The organism is Erysipelothrix sp. strain 2 (EsS2-7-Brazil) (assembly GCF_016617655.1).
In the GTDB taxonomy this organism is placed as follows: Bacteria; Bacillota_I; Bacilli_A; order Erysipelotrichales; family Erysipelotrichaceae; genus Erysipelothrix; species Erysipelothrix piscisicarius.
Window position 1 is genome coordinate 98,992 of sequence record NZ_SCFT01000004.1, and the last position, 17,391, is coordinate 116,382.

Consider the following 17,391-nt stretch of genomic DNA (forward strand, 5'->3'; position numbering starts at 1 on the left):
CTATACTCCTACATTCATTTTTAAAAATGCTTCAATAAAATCATCAATATCACCATCTAATACATCACCATATTGGCTCGTCTCAAATTTTGTACGATGATCTTTCACCATTGTGTATGGATGAGCGACATAAGATCGAATTTGTGATCCCCATTCAATAAGCTTATGCTCACCCTTTATGGCTGCAAGTTGAGCCTGTTTTTCTTCGATTTCTCTTTGATACAATTTACTCTTAAGCATCATTAAGGCTTCTTCTCTATTTTGAAGTTGACTTCTTCCCGCTTGACATGTCACAACGATACCCGTTTTCTTGTGCGTTATCCGCACTGCTGAATCCGTTTTATTAACATGTTGTCCTCCAGCGCCTGTTGCACGCATGGTATCAACATCAATGTCTTCTGGTAAAATTGTAATTTCAATACTATCATCAAACTCGGGTGCGACATCAACGGAAGCAAATGATGTGTGACGGCGACCTGATGAATCAAAAGGACTAATTCTAACAAGACGGTGCACACCCTTTTCAGCTTTAAGATAACCATATGCAAACATTCCCGATACGGAAAAAGATACGGACTTTAGCCCTGCTTCATCGCCATCAAGATAGTTAAGAACACTAATCTTAAATCCGTGATCTTGCGCCCAGCGTGTGTACATACGGTACAACATTTCTGCGAAATCTTGACTTTCTGTCCCACCGGCACCCGGATGGATTTCCACAATTGCATTTTTTTGGTCGTAGTCATGACTTAGAAGTACAAGTACCGAGAAAGATTCCATTTCTTTTTGAATTTCTTTAACTTCTGCTTCAAGTGAGGTTTGAAACTCCTCATCCGACTCTTCTTTTAGTAAAAGAATGCTATCGGAGCATGACATCAATCGTTCGAGTAAATCGTGATGTGTTTCAACGACTTTTTTTAATTGATTCAGCTTTTGAATATGTTGAGAACTGTGACGATGATCATCCCAAAAACCATCCTCAACCATTTCTGATTCAAGTTCTTTGATTTTAGCTTCTTTTTGAGCTAAGTCAAAGTGAATCACCAAGTGCTTTCAAATCAGATGTTGTTGAATCAACAATCTGTGCTATTTCAAATAATTCCATCGTATCACCCTATCTATTGTCTGTACTCTATTTTTACGTTTACACAGAACATTACAATGTCTTGTGCAATTTGTCCTAGCATTTCTTCAAACATTTCAAATCCTTCAGTCACATAAGCCTGGAGCGGTTTATCCTGTGCATAAGAGCGCAAATGAATCCCTTCTCTCAACTTACTCATAGCATCGATATGATCAACCCATGATCGATCAATCATGTTAAGAACAACTTCTTTTTCAACACGAGTAAATTGATCTTGAACATCAGAAATTTTGGTTTCATATTTTTCCCATGCAGCATCCGTGATGATTGTTTGAATATCTTCTTGTGATGCTTTATCCAACGATGTTAGATCGAATGTGTCATCGATCAAACCAAGTTTGTCTAATGCTTCTACAAGTCCTTCCTTGTCAATTGAAAGATCTCTTGACTCTGTATTTGTATACGATGCGATGGTATCTGATACAACACGTTTATACATTTCTTTAATTATTCCATGAACATCTTCGTTTTCTAAAACGTAATCGCGTTGTTCATAAATGATTTCACGTTGTTGACGTAGTACATCATCATAATCAAGCAGTGTCTTACGAATGTCAAAGTTGACCCCTTCAACACGTCGTTGTGCAGCACTAATTTGTTTTGTAATTACTTTGTTTTCAATTGCTACATCTCCCAATTGACTATAAACATTTTCAAAACGCTCACTACCGTGACGCAGCATTAAATCATCTTCAAATGAAACGAAGAAACGGGACATCCCTGGATCCCCTTGACGACCTGAACGACCGCGTAATTGGTTATCAATACGACGTGATTCATGACGCTCACTACCTAAAACTGCAAGACCACCTAACGCTCTTGATTCTTCATCAAGTTTAATATCGGTACCACGACCAGCCATGTTGGTTGCAATTGTTACAGAACCTTTACGCCCTGCTTTTTCAATAATTTGTGCTTCACGAGCATGATTTTTCGCATTTAAAACTTCATGTTTAATCTTACGTTGTTTCATCATCATACTTAAGTATTCAGATGTTTCAACAGCAACAGTACCCACAAGCACGGGTTGTCCTTTTTCATTAAGCTCACGTACGGTTTCAATAAGGGCTTCAAATTTCGCCTTGCGTGTACCGTATACAAGATCTGGTAGATCTTGACGTGCAATCGGACGGTTTGTCGGAACTTCTAAAACACGCATGTTATAAATTTCAAGGAATTCTTCCTCTTCCGTTTTCGCAGTTCCGGTCATCCCTGAAAGTTTATTATAAAGTCTGAAGAAATTTTGATACGTTACGGTTGCTAACGTTACCGTTTCTTGTTTAATTGTTACGCCTTCTTTTGCGCACAGTGCTTGGTGAAGTCCATCAGAATACTCACGTCCTTCCATCAAACGTCCTGTAAACTGATCCACAATCACTACTTCATTATCTTGAACAACATATTCAATGTCATTAAGCATAATGTAATTTGCTTTTAATGCATTATTGATATGGTGCACCAACGATGTATTATCAAGATCATAGAGGTTATCTACTTTAAAAGTGCGTTCTGCCTTTTCAACACCCGCTTCAGTAAGTTGGACTGTTTTTGACTTAACATCAATTACGTAGTCTGCACCTTCGCTTAGTTTTTTCGCAAATTTATCTGAAGATTCATACAACTTCGCACCATCACGTGCACCACCTGAAATAATTAAGGGTGTTCGTGATTCATCAATGAGAATCGAGTCAACCTCATCAACAAGCGCATAGTTTAAAGGACGTAAAACACGTTGTTCGACCTTTGTCACCATATTGTCTCGAAGATAGTCGAAACCAACTTCCGAGTTTGTCGTATATGTAATATCACATTCATATACCTCGCGTTTACCTGAAGGTGATAAAGCGCGCACGTTTATACCGACTGTAAGTCCTAAGAATCGGTGAATCTCACCCATCCATTCCGCATCACGTTGAGCAAGATACTCATTAACCGTAATAACATGAACCCCTTTACCCTCTAACGCATTAAGGTAAGCAGGCATAATTGCAGTTAATGTTTTCCCTTCTCCGGTCTTCATTTCCGCGATATCACCGCGGTGAAGAATTATAGCCCCCATGAGCTGAACAACATATGGAAATTCGCCAATAACGCGATATGCAGCCTCACGTGCAACAGCATAAGCTTCCACAAGAAGATCATCTAAAGTTTCCCCTTGCGCAATACGGTTTTTAAATTCATTAGTTTTTTCTTTTAATGCTTCATCAGATAGAGCTCGCGTCTCATCTGCCAATGCATCAATTTCATTTGCAATTTTTTCAATTTCATTTAAAATCTTACGATCGCCACTAAAAAGATTACTTAAAAATCCAGCCATAATTCAAGCCTCCATTCCTTGATATTGTAACACATAACGATTTCAGAATACATAACTAAAAAAGTTGGCATGACCAACTTTTTTACTCTAGATTCTCACAATATTATGTGCTTGCAAACCGCGATCGGATTCCACAAGTTCAAATTCAACTTCAGTACCCTCTTCAATGGTTTTAAATCCTTCCATAATCAGATGTGTGTAATGGAAAAATATGTCTTGGCCATCTTCTGCCGTGATAAATCCGAATCCTTTGTTTTTGTTGAATGTTTTAACTTTCCCCTTCATTGTACAGACCCTTTCTAAGCATATTTATATACTTTTAATTTCAATAAAATTATACGATAGAGGTACTTAAAAGGCAAGTGAAATCGCTTACTTATGGTTTGGTAACGTCCCCGCGAGGCAGAGTGCCTCAATCTGATTGACATAGGGACTGAGTTGACCTGCAATTGTTTCTAAAGTATTTCCAGTTGTTACAATGTCATCAATGATTAAAATTTTCTTTGTCTTTGTGTGTAGGACTTTTTCGAGTTGAATATGGTTTCTGATCAAGCATCGCTGTTGCGCATTACATTGAGCTTGCTTTATGGGTGCCGTGTTGATGAGGTTGATTCCACTGCACTTGAGTCCGATATTTTCAACTAAATTTTCTAAATGATTTTTCTTACTACTTTTAGTTGTATTTTGGTGCGATGGCGCAATAACATAATGGTACCCTACATAATGAAGTCGAATCCAAAGTCGATGATATTCAAACAAATATCGTTTCAGATAATCATCATTATGAACTTTGTATCTTAGGATAAGGTTTCGAATAAAATCTCGATACTCAAACAATACACACGTTTTGACGGAAAGGTCTTCGCGGTAAAATTTCTTGATTCGTAGCTGGGCACAACAGCATGAACATAACAAATGCTGCCTTGGATGCATAACCGAATCAATGAATGGTTTCATTCCAATGCTCTTAAAGCAAATATCGCATGCTTGTTCGCACTGTCGATGATCTGTTTTGCCCTTTGTAAGGGCGGTGTCAATTCGAGAAAAAAACACATACATACTCCTTTTTTTGGATTCAAACCACGTTCTACGCGTCCAGCAATTTGTACTAAAGATGAAGTATTAAAAATTGGGTGATCTGCATAAAGTACAAATACATCACATTTTTTAAACGTTACACCGCGTTCGAGTACCGTTGTGCAAACGAGTACCCCTCCACATTCTCTAAAATGCTCCAAGACCACGTCACGATTTGTGGTCTGTGATGTAATCGAAGGCACACGTAATAATAACGATAGCACCTGCGCCAGCTTACGTGTTGGTACAAATATGAGCAAACTCTCTTTTTTGTTTTTTCGATACTCAATTAACATTCGTAGTATTGGAAAGAACGATTGAATATAAATTGGGACCGGTAAAAGTTTCCCACTGGGACGCAATGATGCATATAGATGTTTTACCTGCTTGGACTCGCATAAGGATTCAAGGTATGCATTACATGTTGCACTAAGATAGACAATACGTCCTTTACAAGCGTTCAAAACAAATTTAAGCAACAACGCATCATTTGCAAATGGGAAGGCATCCGGCTCATCTAAAATTAACAGATCAAATTGATGATCGTATCGATAAAGTTGATGCGTCGTACAAATAATAAGCGGTGCAATAACATCATCCGTTTTCCCGCCACATACACATGCGACTTTGACAGTTTTAAAATACAATTGAAATCGTTCATACAACTCAAGCACAATTGCTCTGCGAGGAACTGCCCAACAAACACATTTCCCATCTCTCAGTAATTGTTCAATAAGGGGGACACAGATTTCTGTTTTCCCAGCACCACAAACCGCTTCTAAAAATACATCTTCCGTCTTAACCAATTCACACAAACGATTCGCAATATCGTTTTGATATGCTGTCAATTTAAAAGGAAGTGTACATATCGCATCATTGTTGGTTACAGACTCCTGCCGACATGACTCCAAATCCACGAGATATTGACTGTAATAAAGACATCTTCGGCATTTATCATTTTGAACGATGTAGCCGCAACGGTCACAAATCATTTAAATCACCCAATAATAAGTATGGTGCGCGCTTAAATAAACCTAAAAAAAACCACTCTAAGAGTGGTCTTATATTATTTGTTAATAATTTCTTTACCTGCTGCTAAAACGGAAGCTAAGTTTTGTAAATCGGAAGGAACAATAATTTTTGTTGCTTGGCCATTTGCTGCTTTTTCAAACGCTTCAAAACTCTTAAGTTTTAGATAAGCGCTATTTGGATCAATAGATGCTAACATTTGTGCCCCTTTAGATTGAGCGTCAAACACACGTTCCATAGCTTGGGCTTCCCCTTCAGCTTCTGTAATCATTGCTTCTTTACGAGCTTGAGCTCGAAGTACGGTTGATTCCTTTTCCCCTTCAGCAATCAGAATTGCAGAGCGTTTTTCCCCTTCTGCACGTAAGATTGACTCGCGTCGTTCACGTTCAGCACGCATTTGTTTTTCCATTGCTTCTTGAATATCACGTGGAGGAATAATGTTTTTAACTTCAACACGTTGTACACGAATACCCCAAGGATCTGTTGCTTCATCAAGAATTGCTCTCATTTTTGAGTTGATGATATCACGCGACGTTAAGGTTTGGTCTAACTCCAAATCCCCAATTATATTACGAAGCGTTGTTGCTGTAAGATTTTCAATAGCATTAATTGGATTATGAATACCGTATGTATATAATACTGGATCTGTAATTTGGAAATAGACAACCGTATCAATTTGCATTGTTACGTTATCTTTTGTAATAACAGGTTGTGGTGCAAAGTCTTGAACACGTTCCTTTAAAGAAACTTTATTTGCAACACGATCTACAAACGGCAGAATTAAATGCATTCCCTTATCGAGTGTATGACTGTAAGCACCTAATCGTTCAACAACATAGGCATTTGATTGCGGAATCACACGAATGCAATATCCAATAATGATTAATACTAATGCTAAAATGACTAAAAATAAAATTATTCCTGGCATGTTAAGCCTCCTCTACACTTTTCACAATTAATTTTACACCCTCTATGGCAATAACTTCAACACGTGTATGTGCTGAAATTGAAGATTGATCTGCCGTCGTTGCGGACCATTCCTCGCCATGAACCTTGATTTTTCCCCAAGAATCTTGGTTAATTTCTTCATTTAAAATAAATTGACGGCCAATTAAACGATCCGCATTCGTCGAAACAACATTACCTCTTAAGAGATTTTTAGTCATTGGACGAATCATAATTAATGCCGCAACACTTACTATAGCGAAAACCGCTAACTGTACTGCTACATTATCTGTTAAAAATGTTGTACCTAGTGCCGCAAGCGCACCAAATGAAAACCAAAGGGAAACCAAATTTCCAACCGTGATTACTTCAAGCACCAACATCCCTAAACAAACAATTAGCCATACCCAATCCATCGTTAATGTCATAGTATCACTCCCTCTTCATTTAGTGATGACAAATCAAATGTTAGAACACGTTCTTTTTTGTCATAATTCGCAATAACCTTCTGACCGTCAAGATTTTTCCCTACTTTAGCAGAGATTAAATCACACAACGCTTTATTATTTACCTTCGCATAACCTTTACCAATTGAAATTTTATGCAAATTCTCGACTGGATAGACATTCAGTTCAAGATCGCGTTTTGTAACTGGCTTAATGCCAACCTGCCCATCTTTTGAAAAACCAACCAAGACATACTGACTGTCTTTAAAATGAGATGATGCATTTTGATTTAATGTTAAACTTTTTTCAGTCAAAGTCACAACTTGAAGTTGTGCATTTCCTGTTACCCATTCAAACATAGCGACCTCCTTTACTTTTCAAATTATACCACTAATTTCACTAATTTCAATATTTTCACCAATAATTAGTGAAATAAAAAAACTGATCCCCTCGTAAAGAGAGTATCAGTCTTATTTCTACCAAGGTTTTATCGTATTACCTTCTACGAGATACGCATGCTCGGCATACTGTGCGAGTGGATCATCTGAATAGGAATCAGAATAGAAATCTTCCATCAGACCCAAATCATAAAATGCTTCCATACGTGCAACTTTTTCAGCACCCCAACAATTATGTTTGAGATTCTTCCCAGTTTTTGGGTCAACAACCGAAGCGATCAATTCAATACCTAATTCATCACAAATTGGTTCAAGCATAAACTCCGGTGATGCTGATATAATTAAATCATCATCACGTTTTTGTTCAAGATACCATGGTTTAATCTTATCACGGTGTTCATCCCAAAATTCTAAGACTCGTTTTCTAATATCAGGAATCGCCGTGAAATACTCATAAAAAACCGTTTTCATTTCTGTCTTATCAATCTTTCCACGTTTATAGTCAAGCGCTGCTTTGATTTGACGCGGCCAAAATTTCATGATCGATTTATCACGTTTTAAATTGTACTTATAGAAATCCATGGAACTATCCCCATCATAAATGGTCTTATCGAAATCATAAACATTCATTTATTCTGCCCCCTTTTCTACAGGATATACTTTTGGTTTTTGTTCTTTTTGAATCTGTCGTAGGCGTTTATACTTATCCTTCATTTTGATATAGACTTCTGCAGTCTGAAGACAATCTTCTGAACCTCGATGTCCCACTAAACGCTCAACATTAAAGTAAATACATAAAGTTTCTAATTTATGGTTCTTAGAATCTTTATTTAAAAGCCTTGAAACGCGGAGCGTATCAACGTAATCGTTATGCATACGTTTCCCAACAACATCGAGATAAGCATCATAAACAAGACCATAATCAAACATTACATTATGACCAAGAATAACATCAGTCCCAATAAACTCAACAAATTGTTCGATAACCTCATTTATTTTAGGTGCATCGGAAACCATTTCTTCGGTAATGCCAGTTAGCTCTACAACAAAAGGAAGAATTGAATTATCAGGTTTTACCAATGTGGAAAATGCATCGACTTGTTTATAATTTCGATACTTTATCGCACTTAATTCCGTTACGTCTTCAAACTTATTACTACGTCCTGTTGTTTCTAAGTCAATTACCGTAAAATTAGGAACAAACTTCAGTAGATTTTCTCCTACACTTCGCATTACAAATCCTCTTTTTCTAAATCTATTGTAGCACAATCAGTCTAAAACCACAGTTTTTTTATTATCAACCGCATACGCGAAACCCCTTTACGATTCATAAAGGGGTTTTGCATAATGTTATTATTTTGCGGAAGCTACCATTAAGTCAGCAACGCGTTTTGAGAATGTTACTGGGTCTTTAATAGGAAGTCCTTCGATTAGACATGCTTGATCATATAAGATGGTCGCAAAATCACCGAGTTCCTCAGGTTTGTTTTGATGAACATTTTCAAGTGCATCAAGTAGTGGATGTTCTGGATTAATTTCTAAAATCCGTTTTGCTTTCACGTGTTCCCCTTGATCAGGAATCGCATTCAACACTTTCTCCATCTCAAATGAAACACCCTCTTCACTGGCGAGACACACTGGGTGATTTACGAGGCGAGTGGATAAGGTTACATCATCAACTTCATCCTTTAAAGCTTCTTTTAATGCTTCAATTAAAAGTTTATGCGTTTCTTTTTTCGCTTCAATTGATTTTTTAGTTTCATCATCAACTAAATCAAGGTCCCCTTGATTAATTGATTTGAAGGCTTTGCCCTCATACTCACGCAACATTTGAATTGCAAATTCATCAATTTCATCTGTGAAATAAAGTACTTCATAACCTTTTGAAACAACAAATTCAGTTTGAGGTAGATGAGCACATTTTGTTTCGTTTTCACCAGAAACATAATAGATTTCTTCTTGATCTTCTTTCATACGTTCCATATATTCTTTGAACGATACCAAATCATCACCCTGTGAACTCTTAAAGAGGACAAGATCCTTTAAGGCATCGCTTTTTGATCCGTAAGACGTGTAAATACCATATTTTATTGAAAGACCAAAGTTTTTCCAGAATGATTCATACGATTCACGATCGTTTTTCATCATTAGCTCTAGTTCGCTTTTGATCTTTCGTTCAATTCGTTTTGAAATCGCAGCAAGTTGTCGATCATGTTGTAGGATTTCACGTGAAATATTTAGATTTAAATCAGGTGAATCCACAAGTCCTCTTACAAATCGGAATTCTTCCGGAATTAAAGACTTGTTGTGATCCATGATAAACACGCCACGACTGTAAAGTTGGAGTCCGGGTTCAAAGGATTGTGAGTAGAAATCCATTGGAACATGTTTCGGAATAAACAGTAATGCATCGAAAGAAGGGTTTCCTTCAACTTTCATCTGAATTGTTTTAAATGGATCATCATAATCATGGAATTTATCTCTATAGAATTGATTTAATGCTTCCTCAGTAACATCATTTTTGGATCGTTTCCAAATTGGAATCATTGAGTTTAAAACTTCGACTTCGTCTTCTACTTTCATTTCAATTGGATAACGAATGTAATCTGAATATGTTTTGATTAAATTCTTGATTGTGTACTCATCAATAAATCGTTCATAAAATTCGTCATCCGTATTGTCTTTAATCTTACATACGATTGTGGTTCCGTGTTTTTCCCGTTCTGCTGCTTCAATTTTAAATCCATCTAATCCATCCGAGCTAAACTTATAAGCAGCTTCAGAACCATAAGCCTTTGAGATAACATCAACGTGATCACTTACCATAAACGCAGAGTAGAAACCCACACCGAATTGGCCAATGACGTCAACCGCATCATCACCTTCCTCAAGCGCTTTTTTAAAGGCATGCGAATCACTTTTCGCAATTGTCCCCAAATAAGTTTCTAATTCTTTTTCAGTCATACCAATACCATAGTCATGAATGGTTAAGGTACGGTTCTCCTCATCCAATTCAATTTCTATTTTTAGATCGTCTTTACTGATTTCAATCGAGGTATCCTGCAAAGATTTATAGTAAAGTTTATCTTCCGCATCACTCGCATTTGATATGAGTTCTCGTAAGAAAATTTCCTTGTTTGTATAGATAGAATTAATCATTAAGTCCAGTAGCCTTTTTGATTCAGCTTTAAATTGTTTTGTTCGAGCCATTCTATTCCTCCTTAGCACTCTAATTCGTTAAGTGCTAATATCATATCGCATTCTTGTATTTTGTCAACGGGTTTGAGAATTTTTTTAGTGCTTTAACCCTAATAATAAATAAGTCCATTAAAAAACCAGTCCTAAACTGGTTTTTTAACACCTACGTAACTGGAAAGATACTCACGTACTTCTGCGCTTGAATCACGATTAGTTAAAATCATTAATGTATCACCCGCACAAATAATACTATCTCCATGTGGAATAAATTCATGGTCTCCCCGACTTATCCCTGTCAAAAGACTTGATCTTGGCCAACTAACATCACGAACCATGCAACCGTCAAGAGCACTTTCAACGTGCACACACAGTTCAACAATAACTTTTTGACCGGTAATATTGGGTTCCCGTTCTCCCACCAAACGTTCCAACATCGCTTCATACACAGGTTCTCCCCCACATAAATCCGAAATGACATAAGCAACCAAAGAAACAACCGCCATCGGCATCAGTTGATCAAAATTACCAACCATCTCAGTGATTAACACAATTGCCGTGAGCGGTGCTTTACCAATGGCGGTAAAGTACCCTGCCATTGCAATCACAATAAATGATTTTAAAAGGTTCGGATCGAAGCCAAACTGTGTCGTTAAAAATACACCATATATTGCCCCTAACAAGGCACCAAGAGAAAGAATTGGTAAAAATATACCTCCTGGTAGACCAGAACCATAAGAAATCATCGAGAATATAAATCTTAGAATAAAGATTGAAATGAGTGTGGAAAGTCCAAAAGGATTCTCCGCAAGAAGATGAATAATATCACTACCTCCTCCAATTAAGTGTGGATAAAAATAACCAATCGGAATTACGAGGATAAATGGAATAATTCCGTAAAAATATGGTGGAATTTTTTTGAGCTTGCTGTAGACCGTAGGTATCCAGAGAACGACTTTTTGGTAGATAAAGCCCGCTACACCTAAAAGCACACCTAAGAGCACTAAGAATCCATAATGCTTCAACTCAAATGTTTGTAAATATCCAAACGATAGGATTGGTCTTAAACCAAAAAAGTAAAGTGAAATAAAATTTGCTGTTGTCGTTGCCGCAAGTGTCGTTAGAAGAACAAGTGGCGAGAAATTATGATGAACCTCTTCCAATACAAACAACAACCCTGCTACCGGAGCGTTAAACGCCGCGGCGAGACCCGCTCCTGCTCCACTTGAGACCAATACCTTTTCAGACATCCTATTGCCTTTAAATCCTTCATTAACACCTTGTCCAACGGCTGCACCTAACTGAATCGAAGGTCCTTCTCTACCTAAAAAGAGCCCAGATCCAATAGCCAAAACACCCGCAACTCCTTTTCGCAAAACAATCGAGAGCCAATTCATGTGCATTACCCCTAATATTTGACCTTCAATTTGCGGAATACCACTGCCTTTAATCATTGGATCTTTTTTAATAAAGAGCCCCAAAACCATCGCAAGGATGATTGATGCGATAACCCAGAAAAGAATCATTTGAGGATTAATGTGTAAGAGTGCATAACCCAACTTCACAAGTCCTAACAATTCCTCAATAAGATATCGAAATAAACTGACAACAAGACCTGCGCAGATACCTACCAGTATTCCCTTACCAATAAAGGCTAAACGCGTCTTATCAAAATAATTAATAATCTGTTCTTTTTTCTTCAAAATGACAACTCCCAACTTTTTCTTCATTATCATACGCTTATGATGTTTTTCTGACAAGAATAAATAAAAAAAAAATAGATACGCATTTGTATCTATTTTACGACCTTGGTTTTCGATAATTTGTAATTTCAATATATTCCATACGTCCCGAATCAATATCAAATTTGAAAACACTTTTAGCTTTTTTAGTATGTTCAAATGTAATGTTTTTAAATCGTGCATTTTCATCTTCCGTGTAGTCCCCTAATTGTTGTATGATTGTTTCTTTGGGTGTTTCAAAGGAAATGCCTTCATGGACAATAATATCCACAGGATCATCATAATACGATTCACGATTTTCAGCACTTATCGATGCTACAAGCGTCTCTTCTAACATCTTTTCTTCATCTTCGGGATTAAAGAATGCAATCCAGATAATATTTCGATCTTTGCGTAAAGCATAACCATCTGTATAACTATTTGAAGCCAGGGAGATGCTTTCAATATCTGTTGTCGGAATCCATCCATCTTCAAATAAGGTTTGATACGATACTGGGAGTTGATACGCTTTCCCACCCAGTTTAAATGCAATGGTTTCATATGTATTCACAGGCGGTTCAACCACTTCCGGTTTTTCCGGCGTATCGCTGCAACCCGTTAAAATTAGTAATAGAACTAAAAAAACACTTAGACGTTTCATATATCCACCTCGTTATCGTCATAATATCATAAGTACAACCTTACTTAAAGATGTCGGAATCCTGATTTAAAACTTTTGTATAAATCCCTCTTAATTGTTCCCCAATCGCTTTAATACTGCGATCTTTCGCTACTTGATATCCTGCTTCAGTTGTAGAAGGCAAAGTTTGATCAAGACATCCTTGAATAATGCGGATAAAATCCTCATTACATTCACCCTTATAACAATTCTCACCATCCACAAGCCATGGATCGTATACGCCAATATTTCGAACAAGGGTTTGGCAATGTGCAGCCAATGCTTCCAAAACAACGATACCTTCTGTCTCTTCGTAAGATGGGAAAAAGAACAGATCAGCACACATATATGCCCCTTCTATAATATCACCCGCAATATAACCAGGTAGTAAGACATTATCCGGTTTCTGTTTAATCGCATCACGAATCTTTTGTGTAACACTTGCAAGCGGAGTGTGACCAAACCAAATGAATGTTACCTCGGGCATCTTGCGAGCAACTTCCATAAAATCAGGCAATCCTTTGCGTTCAAAATAGAGTCCCACCGAAACCACTACAGGTTGACCTTCTTTAATCTTAAAGTACTCTCTAAATGCTTGAACCTTTTCATCACAATATTCAAATCGACTTAAATCAATGCCGTTGGAAATATCTTCAATTGGGATCGTGATTCCATATCCTTCAAGAATTCGCTTGGAATAGGGTGTTGGTGTCAAAATATAATCCCCCAACTTATAACTTGAAACAATATGTTTTTTAAAGAGTGGGGCAATTTGATTGGAAAACATAAATGAATTTCGGAAGTCTTCCTCGGTAGAATGGGCGTGATACACAACCTTTTTACCCCGACGATGGGCTTTACGTGCAAACATGCGCGCACCAAAATCCACAGTATTAATATGAACCAAATCATAGTCGTCTTGCGTGTTTGTTGTGAAATCGACTTTAGCTTCGGTCAATGCACGAACTTGGTGCTTCATTGCACGTCCAATTCCCGATTTACTAAATGCTTTCTCGCCCTTTTGATAGAGTAATATTTTCATGATTAACCGCCTTTTTCATCTGTACTCTTAGCCTATCATTGTGACTAGAACCTGTCAATAAAGGTTCTAAGACAACCTTTCCCTTTCAATTTTGTGTATCTTTCGTTACAATAAGTTATAAGAGGTGATTTTAGATGCATGGCGATATGCGACGTACACAAATTATTACAAAATTGATAGAATCCGAGCATGCAATCAGTGCAAATCAGTTCGCAAGACGTTTCAATGTCTCACGACAGATTATTGTTGGTGATGTCGCACTACTTAGAGCGCAAGGGCACGATATCATCGCAACGGGTAAGGGTTATCTCATGAATCGTATTGATGCGAATCGAAATATATACACCTTGGCGATGCAACACAATCACCAGGATACCCAAAGAGAATTAGAAATATTCATTAAGCATCACGCTCAAGTTTTGGATGTCACCGTTGAACATCCAATTTATGGTTACCTTACAGGGCAATTAAACATCCAATCTCAAGAGGATATAGACCTTTTTATGAATCAAAACCCCGAATTGCTTGCCTCCTTAACCAATGGTATTCACTTGCATCGCGTTGCCGTCTCTGAAGAAAATTACGCCGATTTAATCACTGAATTAAAAAAACATGCGTTTCTCTATGAAAGTAACTAGGGTGTCTTGACACCTTTTTCTTTTCCCTCTACAATACTCCTAGGTGTCAAGACACTTTGGAGGTTCACAATGAAATCTGTTCGTAATCTAAGCATCACTGCACTGCTGATTGCACTCGGTATCACCATACCGATGTTTATGCCTAAAATCATCATCCCACCTGCATCCTACACACTTGCAAGCCATGTTCCACTTTTCGTTGCGATGTTTATTTCGCCATCTGTAGCACTTGCCGTTGCAATTGGTACCGGTATTGGGTTTCTTCTCTCAACCCCATTTATCGTAGCCGTTCGTGCTTTTTCGCATTGTGTTTTTGCGTTATTAGGGTCGCTTTATATCAAAAAAAATCCAGACTTCTTAAGTCATAAAGGAAAACGCATCCGTTTTAATATTATTATCGGAATCATTCATGCTACCCTTGAGTGTCTCGCCGTTACACCTTTCTTTTTTTCTCAATCAATATCTACCGGTTCTTATTTTACCGTTGTCTTCTTAGCGGTTGGTGTTGGTGGTTTTATCCACAGTCTTGTCGACTTTACCATCGCATCCACAATTTTAAGACGTATTCCTTTAAAATAATATGTTATCATTAACATATATTTAAAGGGAGGTTCTTATGAAACCATTATTTATTTACTATCCAAAATGTTCCACATGCAAACGCGCTGTAAAATATTTGGAAGAAAACAATATCGATGTTGTTTATCGTGACATGATGCTTGAAAATCCAACGAAAGCAGAATTAAAAGAATGGCTCCAGATTAGTGGCTTGCCTATTAAACGCTTTTTTAATACATCTGGGATTGTTTATCGCGAAATGAAACTTAAAGATAAACTTCCTGAAATGAGCGATGATGAAGCCCTTGAATTGCTCTCTACAACCGGTCGTTTAGTTCGTAGACCGTTATTAATTGGAGACCATGGTGTGTTTGTTGGGTTCCACGAAGAGATGTATGAGACCTTAAAGTAATGATTATTCTCGTATCACCAACGAAAACACAAAAAGAGAATTCTCAATTTAATCTTGAGAATTCTCTTTTTCCCGACCTCAAATCAGAAATTCTTAGAACCATGCAAGCATATACACGGGATGAACTTAAATCGATGATGAACATCTCCGATAAAATTGCGGATACCGTGTATCATAATTACCAAAATTTTTCTGAAACAACCCCGGCACTGTGGTCTTATCAAGGGTCTTCATTTAAAAATATGAATCGAGAACAGTGGTCTACTGATGATTATCAAGAGGCACAAGATCGGTTGTATATTTTCTCCGCACTCTACGGCCTTTCAAAGTGTTCTTCTGCTGTAGGCCGTTATCGTCTTGATTTTATGATGAATGGACCCATGGATCTCTATAAAATCTGGCGTAACCCAATTACAAACTACTTAAACCGTCTTGCGCAACCTATTGTTAATCTCGCATCCAACGAGTACAGTTCAATGATTGACCAAGCACATCTCAATGTGCCGATGATTACGCTTGATTTTAAAGAACAGGTCGGTGACACCTTCAAAACAAAATCGACATACGTAAAAATCGCTCGTGGGAAAATGGTCTCACACTTAATTGAAAAACGTATCCATTCTTTCCAAGAACTGAAATCCATACGTTTTGATGGTTACAGTTACAATCGTGAATTGTCCACAGAGGATACCTATATATTTACGCGTAAAGAAAGCTAAGTCTTTCTTTTTTTTGTGCAGTTTTCACCATACTTTTTCCAACGGATATCGTCAAAATGCTACACTGTACTCGAAAGCGAGGTTTATGTACATGAAAAAAGTATTTGTTTTAGGTGGAACGGGATTTCTTGGCTATCATACCATTTGCGAACTCTTGAAAAAAGACTATCAGGTAAAGACAATGTCCCTTCCTCCAATGCCCTCCGAAAATTTATTTCCGGATAATGTGGAAAGCCATTTAGGTGATATTAATCAAATGAGCGACTCTGAAATTGTTGATATGCTTTACGATGTCGATGGATTTGTTTACGCAATTGGTGCCGATGAACGCTGGTTGCCAGATGCCCCATCCTATCGGGCTTTCTATCAAGCAAATGTTTTACCCACACAACGTATTGCGCGACTAGCTGTTCAAGCAGGTGTTGAAAGTTTTGTTGTTTTTGGATCTTACTTTTCAGAGTTTGCGGAACGTCTGCCGCAATATAACTTAAAAAATCAAGGTTATCCCGGAACACGTTTACTTCAAGAACAAATTGCCTTTGCTGAAGGTGAAGGAGCGATGCGCGTTACAAGTCTTCGACTCCCTTATATATTTGGTACAATGCCAGGTCGAACACCGCTTTGGAAGATGTTTGTGGACATGGTACGTGACCAACCCGTTTATCCGGTACACAAAGGGGGGACTGCCATCATAACCGCCACACAGGTCGCAGAAGCCGCTGTAGGAGCACTTGAAAACGGAACCCACCGTACAACCTACGCAATATGCGATTCAAACCTTAAATATGAAGAATTTTTCCACATGATTGTGGAAGCATTAAACCAAGACACTCAAATACACGTTGTTGATTATGAAAGCATGGCTGATCGATACATCGCGGCAGATCAACATGCTGCAGCTGAAGGTAAAGAACACGGGATCCACGTCGCCATATCCCAAAAGATGAATGAAGAGGATCTCTACCTCGATCCCGCGGATACAATGGAAACCCTAGGAATTACTCCTGAAAACGACATCAAATCAGTCATTCGCGAGACACTTCGTCATTGCATATAAACACAAAAAAAGAC

General features: G+C 37.7%; 19 protein-coding genes. 5 read left to right on the forward strand and 14 right to left on the reverse strand.

The genetic code is table 11. The annotated features are described in order from the left end of the window. From prfB to EPJ90_RS03255, 14 genes are all read right to left on the reverse strand, one after another. Positions 1 to 1,105, reverse strand: a protein-coding gene (gene prfB / locus EPJ90_RS03190) for a peptide chain release factor 2 (protein ID WP_161636791.1) whose coding sequence is annotated in 2 segments (ribosomal slippage) — positions 1 to 1,032 and positions 1,034 to 1,105 — 1,104 coding nt in all. Because the reading frame shifts where the segments join, the coding sequence is not laid out codon by codon here. Positions 1,106 to 1,118: 13 nt separating this feature from the next. Further along, positions 1,119 to 3,461, reverse strand: a complete 2,343-nt coding sequence (secA, locus tag EPJ90_RS03195) for a preprotein translocase subunit SecA (RefSeq protein ID WP_161636792.1) — start codon at positions 3,459 to 3,461, stop codon at positions 1,119 to 1,121. Between the two features lie 87 nt (positions 3,462 to 3,548). Next, the gene (locus EPJ90_RS03200; RefSeq protein ID WP_018580254.1) at positions 3,549 to 3,746 is read right to left on the reverse strand and encodes a cold-shock protein; all 198 of its coding nucleotides are present in this window, start codon (positions 3,744 to 3,746) and stop codon (positions 3,549 to 3,551) included. A gap of 87 nt (positions 3,747 to 3,833) precedes the next feature. Next, the gene (locus tag EPJ90_RS03205) at positions 3,834 to 4,298 is read right to left on the reverse strand and encodes a ComF family protein (RefSeq protein ID WP_244660373.1); all 465 of its coding nucleotides are present in this window, start codon (positions 4,296 to 4,298) and stop codon (positions 3,834 to 3,836) included. Between the two features lie 116 nt (positions 4,299 to 4,414). Further along, positions 4,415 to 5,530 (reverse strand): DEAD/DEAH box helicase, encoded by a 1,116-nt coding sequence (locus tag EPJ90_RS03210; RefSeq protein WP_200542568.1) that lies wholly within the window; start codon positions 5,528 to 5,530, stop codon positions 4,415 to 4,417. A gap of 74 nt (positions 5,531 to 5,604) precedes the next feature. Beyond that, the gene (locus EPJ90_RS03215) at positions 5,605 to 6,495 is read right to left on the reverse strand and encodes an SPFH domain-containing protein (protein WP_161636795.1); all 891 of its coding nucleotides are present in this window, start codon (positions 6,493 to 6,495) and stop codon (positions 5,605 to 5,607) included. A gap of 1 nt (position 6,496) precedes the next feature. Further along, entirely contained in the window at positions 6,497 to 6,940 is a 444-nt protein-coding gene (locus tag EPJ90_RS03220) for an NfeD family protein (protein WP_161636796.1), read from the reverse strand. After that, a complete protein-coding gene (locus EPJ90_RS03225; RefSeq protein ID WP_013853417.1) occupies positions 6,937 to 7,317 on the reverse strand; it encodes a hypothetical protein in 381 nt (126 codons plus the stop codon). The genes EPJ90_RS03220 and EPJ90_RS03225 overlap by 4 nt, the downstream gene beginning before the upstream one ends. A gap of 117 nt (positions 7,318 to 7,434) precedes the next feature. Continuing rightward, entirely contained in the window at positions 7,435 to 7,986 is a 552-nt protein-coding gene (locus EPJ90_RS03230; protein ID WP_125164001.1) for a haloacid dehalogenase-like hydrolase, read from the reverse strand. Beyond that, positions 7,987 to 8,589, reverse strand: coding sequence for a 3'-5' exonuclease (locus EPJ90_RS03235; protein ID WP_161636797.1), 603 nt, complete (start codon positions 8,587 to 8,589; stop codon positions 7,987 to 7,989). Between the two features lie 120 nt (positions 8,590 to 8,709). After that, positions 8,710 to 10,566, reverse strand: a complete 1,857-nt coding sequence (gene htpG / locus EPJ90_RS03240; RefSeq protein ID WP_200542569.1) for a molecular chaperone HtpG — start codon at positions 10,564 to 10,566, stop codon at positions 8,710 to 8,712. A 131-nt stretch (positions 10,567 to 10,697) separates the two neighbouring features. Next, complete coding sequence (locus EPJ90_RS03245; protein ID WP_244660374.1) at positions 10,698 to 12,254, reverse strand: ClC family H(+)/Cl(-) exchange transporter; 1,557 nt, start codon at positions 12,252 to 12,254, stop codon at positions 10,698 to 10,700. 97 nt (positions 12,255 to 12,351) lie between these two features. Beyond that, a complete protein-coding gene (locus EPJ90_RS03250) occupies positions 12,352 to 12,933 on the reverse strand; it encodes a membrane lipoprotein lipid attachment site-containing protein (RefSeq protein WP_200542571.1) in 582 nt (193 codons plus the stop codon). A gap of 40 nt (positions 12,934 to 12,973) precedes the next feature. Then, positions 12,974 to 13,993, reverse strand: a complete 1,020-nt coding sequence (locus EPJ90_RS03255; RefSeq protein ID WP_200542572.1) for a glycosyltransferase family 4 protein — start codon at positions 13,991 to 13,993, stop codon at positions 12,974 to 12,976. Positions 13,994 to 14,127: 134 nt separating this feature from the next. On the opposite strand from EPJ90_RS03255, the gene EPJ90_RS03260 reads away from it, so the two are divergent. From EPJ90_RS03260 to EPJ90_RS03280, 5 genes are all read left to right on the forward strand, one after another. Continuing rightward, positions 14,128 to 14,631: a transcription repressor NadR gene (locus EPJ90_RS03260; RefSeq protein ID WP_200542573.1), complete on the forward strand. Its 504-nt coding sequence runs from the start codon at positions 14,128 to 14,130 to the stop codon at positions 14,629 to 14,631. 69 nt (positions 14,632 to 14,700) lie between these two features. Then, positions 14,701 to 15,210 (forward strand): hypothetical protein, encoded by a 510-nt coding sequence (locus tag EPJ90_RS03265; RefSeq protein ID WP_200542574.1) that lies wholly within the window; start codon positions 14,701 to 14,703, stop codon positions 15,208 to 15,210. A gap of 37 nt (positions 15,211 to 15,247) precedes the next feature. Continuing rightward, on the forward strand, positions 15,248 to 15,601 hold the full coding sequence (locus tag EPJ90_RS03270) for an arsenate reductase family protein (RefSeq protein ID WP_125163994.1): 354 nt from the start codon (positions 15,248 to 15,250) through the stop codon (positions 15,599 to 15,601). Further along, complete coding sequence (locus tag EPJ90_RS03275; protein ID WP_200542575.1) at positions 15,601 to 16,320, forward strand: YaaA family protein; 720 nt, start codon at positions 15,601 to 15,603, stop codon at positions 16,318 to 16,320. The genes EPJ90_RS03270 and EPJ90_RS03275 overlap by 1 nt, the downstream gene beginning before the upstream one ends. A gap of 91 nt (positions 16,321 to 16,411) precedes the next feature. Further along, positions 16,412 to 17,377 carry an NAD-dependent epimerase/dehydratase family protein gene (locus EPJ90_RS03280; RefSeq protein ID WP_161636805.1) on the forward strand — a complete coding sequence of 322 codons (966 nt, stop codon included), beginning with the start codon at positions 16,412 to 16,414 and terminating at the stop codon, positions 17,375 to 17,377. The last annotated feature ends 14 nt before the right edge of the window (positions 17,378 to 17,391 follow it).